A 3912-nucleotide genomic window follows, 5' to 3' on the forward strand; every position below is an offset into this window, starting at 1 on the left:
ATGAAGTTATTGCCGACCGTATCGGCGCGTCGTGGCAATAACTTCATGATCGACGCGGTGCTCCGACCGGGCGGCCCCGTTCGACGCCGGAGTGGGGTGGGGGCTGGGCCGGGCAGGTGGATAGGGTTGGTGGGGAAGGGAGTCTGCTGGTGAGGGTTTTGGCGGCGATGTCGGGCGGGGTGGACTCGGCCGTGGCGGCGGCACGGGCGGTGGCGGCCGGGCATGATGTGACCGGCGTGCACCTGGCGCTGGCCCGAAACCCGCAGACGTACCGGACCGGGGCGCGCGGCTGCTGCACCCTGGAGGACTCCCGGGACGCCCGCCGGGCCGCCGACGTGATCGGCATCCCGTTCTACGTGTGGGACATGGCCGACCGTTTCCACGAGGACGTGGTCGACGACTTCGTGGCCGAGTACGCCGCGGGTCGTACGCCGAATCCGTGCCTGCGCTGCAACGAGAAGATCAAGTTCGCGGCGGTGCTGGACCGGGCGGTGGCCCTGGGCTTCGACGCGGTGGTCACCGGCCACCACGCCCGGCTCGGCCCGGACGGGCTGCTGCGCCGCAGCGTCGACGTGGCCAAGGACCAGTCGTACGTGCTGGCGGTCCTCACCCGCGAGCAGCTGGACCGGTCAATGTTCCCGCTCGGCGACTCGACGAAGGCGCAGGTCCGCGCGGAGGCCGCCGAGCGTGGCCTGGCGGTGGCCGACAAGCCGGACTCCCACGACATCTGCTTCATCGCCGACGGCGACACCCGCGGCTTCCTCGCCGGCCGGCTCGGCGAGGCGCCCGGCGACGTCGTCGACGCGAGCACCGGCGCGGTGGTCGGCAGTCACACCGGCGCGTACGCCTACACGGTGGGGCAGCGTCGCGGTCTGCACCTGGACCGACCCGCCCCCGACGGTCGGCCGCGCTACGTGCTCTCCATCACGCCCAAGACCAACACGGTGACGGTCGGTCCGGCCGAGGCGCTGGAGGTGTCGACGGTGCGGGCCACCCGCCCGGTGTGGACCGGTGGCCCCCGTCCGGCCGCTCCGGTCGAGTGCGAGGTGCAGTTGCGCGCGCACGGTGACGTGGTGCCGGCGACCGTCGACCTCGACGGCGACACGCTGCACGCCGAGCTGCGTCGACCGGTCCGCGGTGTGGCCGCCGGTCAGGCCGTGGTGGCGTACCGTCCGGACCCGGCCGGCGACATCGTCCTCGGCTCCGCGACCATCACCGGCTGACCGGGCGATCTGCGCGTGGTCGCCGAGCGGCCGGCGCGTCCAGCGGGATAGCCTTCGGCCGTGACAGATCAGGCGTGGCCCTGGCCGGCCGGCGCGGCGACCGGTATCGGCTCGCTGCCCGGCACCGACATCGCCGAGGCCCAGCGGGTCGTCCTCGGTGAGCTTCCCGAGCTGCCGCACCTGCCCGAGCTGCCGGCACGCGGCCCCGGGGCCGACCTGATCGGCCGCAGCGCCGGGCTGCTGGTGGAGCTGCCCGTCGAGCTGTACGCCGGGCGTTGGCGGGTCGCCCCCCGCCCCGGCCGCGACCTGCGCCGGGCCCGGGACCTGATGGAACGCGACCTGGACCAGCTCGCCGAGCAGGCCGAGGGGTACGCCGGCCCGATCAAGGTGCAGGCCGCTGGCCCCCTCACCCTGGCCGCTTCGCTGGAACTGCCGATCGGCGGCCGGCTGCTGCGTGACCCCGGCGCGGTCCTCGACCTCACCGGCTCCCTCGCCGAAGGGCTGCGCGGGCACGTCGCGGCGGTCGCCCGGCGGCTGCCCGGGGCCTCGGTCCTGCTGCAACTCGACGAGCCGTCGCTGCCGACCGTGCTGGCCGGGCGGGTGCCCACCGAGAGCGGGCTGGGCGCGTACCGGGCGGTGGAGTCCGCGGACGCGGCCGCTCTGCTGCGTACGGTCGTCGACGCGGTGGGCGTACCCACTGTGGTGCACTGCTGCGCCCCGCAGGTGCCGCTGGAGCTGATCCGTTCCACCGGCGCCGTCGCGGTCGCCCTCGACCTCGACCTGGTCACCGACCTGGACCCGCTGGGCGAGGCCATCGACGCGGGCCTCGGGCTGCTGGCCGGCGCCGCGCCGACCCGGCAGCCGTCGGCCGGTGGCGCACCGACCTCCGCGCAGATCGCCGATCGGGTACGCCAGATCTGGGACCGCCTCGGCTTTCCCCGTCGGCAGCTCGCCGAGCAGGTGGTCGTCACCCCGGCGTGCGGCCTGGCCGGAGCCACTCCCCAGTACGCCCGGGCGGTGCTCGCGGCCTGCCGGGACGCCGGTCGCCGGTTCACCGAGGAGTGACGTTTTTCTGTCGTACCCGGTGGGCAGGATGACGGTCATGATTGGACAGCTACGTTCAGTGGTGATCGACTGCCCCGATCCGCGGGCGCTGGCCGCGTTCTACTCCGAGCTGCTCGGCATCCCCCTGGTCGAGGGTGAGGGCGAGCCCGATGACGAGTGGGTGGTGCTGGGCGGCCCGCCCGGGCACCAGCCCCGCCTGGCGTTCCAGCGGGCGCTCAACCTGCGTCCGCCGGCCTGGCCGGACCCGGAGCGTCCGCAGCAGTTCCACCTGGACGTGACGGTGGACGACATCGACAGCGCGGAGAAGGCGGCGCTCGCGCTCGGTGCCCGGCGGCTGCCCGGCGAGGGCGAGGGTTTCCGGGTCTACGCCGACCCGGCCGGCCACCCGTTCTGCCTCTGCTGGGACTGAGCATGGCGTGGGTTGCGGCGGCCCGGCATCATGGCCGCCGTGATCCACTCCTCTCCGCTGCGCGCCTCCGGTTCGCTCTTCGGCCTCGCCTACGGTGACGCCCTGGGCAAGCCCACCGAGTTCCTGACCGTCGCCGAGATCCAGCGCCGCTACGGCCCGACCGGCCCGCGTGAGCTGACCGGCGAGCCGGCGCTGGTCACGGACGACACCCAGATGGCGCTGGCGGTGGGCTGGGCGCTGCACGAGGCGCCGTCGCTGACTCCGGAGGTGGTGGAGCCGCTGCTGCGACGGCGTTTCGTGGCCTGGTCGGTCAGCCCGGACAACAACCGCGCCCCCGGGATGACCTGCCTGCGCGCCTGCGCCGACCTGGCCCGAGGGCTGCCCTGGCAGGAGGCGACGATCGCCGACTCGAAGGGCTGCGGCGCCAACATGCGCGTGACGCCGGTGGGGTTGCTGGACGCCGACCTCGACACGCTGGCCGGGCTGGCCCAGTTGCAGGCCGGACTGACCCACGGCCACCCGACCGGGTTGGCCGCCAGCGAACTCACCGCGTACGCGGTCTTCGCCGTGCGTGGGGGCGTCCCGCTGGCGGAGCTTCCCGCGATTCTCACCGAGCGGGCGCGGTCCCAGCACCGCGTCTACCGCCGCGAGTGGCTGGGCGATCTCTGGCAGCGCCCGGGGGTCGACACGCCGGAGGAGTTCATCGCCCGCGGCTGGGACGAATGCCTGGTGGCGCTGCGCCGGCTGACCGTCGCCCTCGGCGAGCCGGACGACGGCGGCGACCCGTGCCGGGCCACGGGGGAGGGCTGGGTGGCCGAGGAGGCGCTGGCCACCGCTCTGTTCTGCGCCGTGCGCCACGCCGACGACCCGGTCGCGGCGCTGGCCCGGGGCGCGACCACCGCCGGCGACTCCGACTCGATCGCCGCCCTGGCCGGCGCCTTCGTTGGCGCGGCCACCGGGATGGCGGCCTGGCCGCCTGGCTGGGCCGACCGCATCGAGTACGCCGACCAGCTCGCCACCCTCGGCGCAGCCTGGGACTGACCGGCCTGGCGTGGCGTGGCCTGGCCTGATCTGGCGTGGCCTGCTCTGGCGTGGCCCGGCGTGGCCCGGCGTGGCCGGGCCTGGTGTGGCGTGGCATGGCCTGGTCTGGCGTGGCCTGGTCTGGCGTGGCCTGGCGTGGCCTGGCCTGGCCCGGCGTGGCCTGGCCTGGTCCAG

Annotated in this window: 4 protein-coding genes; all 4 read left to right on the forward strand. The window is 74.8% G+C overall.

Annotated features, from left to right (window positions below):
* Positions 1 to 149: 149 nt before the first annotated feature.
* From mnmA to ABZU46_RS24025, 4 genes are read left to right on the forward strand one after another with little or no spacing between them, the layout of a single operon-like run.
* Positions 150 to 1223 carry a tRNA 2-thiouridine(34) synthase MnmA gene (gene mnmA, locus ABZU46_RS24010; protein WP_354861221.1) on the forward strand — a complete coding sequence of 358 codons (1074 nt, stop codon included), beginning with the start codon at positions 150 to 152 and terminating at the stop codon, positions 1221 to 1223.
* 60 nt (positions 1224 to 1283) lie between these two features.
* Positions 1284 to 2288: a methionine synthase gene (locus ABZU46_RS24015; RefSeq protein WP_354861223.1), complete on the forward strand. Its 1005-nt coding sequence runs from the start codon at positions 1284 to 1286 to the stop codon at positions 2286 to 2288.
* Between the two features lie 37 nt (positions 2289 to 2325).
* On the forward strand, positions 2326 to 2697 hold the full coding sequence (locus ABZU46_RS24020) for a VOC family protein (RefSeq protein ID WP_354861225.1): 372 nt from the start codon (positions 2326 to 2328) through the stop codon (positions 2695 to 2697).
* Positions 2698 to 2727: 30 nt separating this feature from the next.
* Positions 2728 to 3738 (forward strand): ADP-ribosylglycohydrolase family protein, encoded by a 1011-nt coding sequence (locus ABZU46_RS24025; protein ID WP_354861227.1) that lies wholly within the window; start codon positions 2728 to 2730, stop codon positions 3736 to 3738.
* Positions 3739 to 3912: the final 174 nt, after the last annotated feature.

This window comes from Micromonospora sp. NPDC005197 (assembly GCF_040608295.1).
Taxonomy (GTDB): domain Bacteria; phylum Actinomycetota; class Actinomycetes; order Mycobacteriales; family Micromonosporaceae; genus Micromonospora.

What these genes read in the sequence shown, in the direction of transcription:
- ABZU46_RS24020 (WP_354861225.1), top strand. Translation starts at nt 2,326, where the DNA reads ATGATTGGACAGCTACGTTCAGTGGTGATCGACTGCCCCGATCCGCGG.
- ABZU46_RS24025 (WP_354861227.1), top strand. Translation starts at nt 2,728, where the DNA reads ATGGCCGCCGTGATCCACTCCTCTCCGCTGCGCGCCTCCGGTTCGCTC.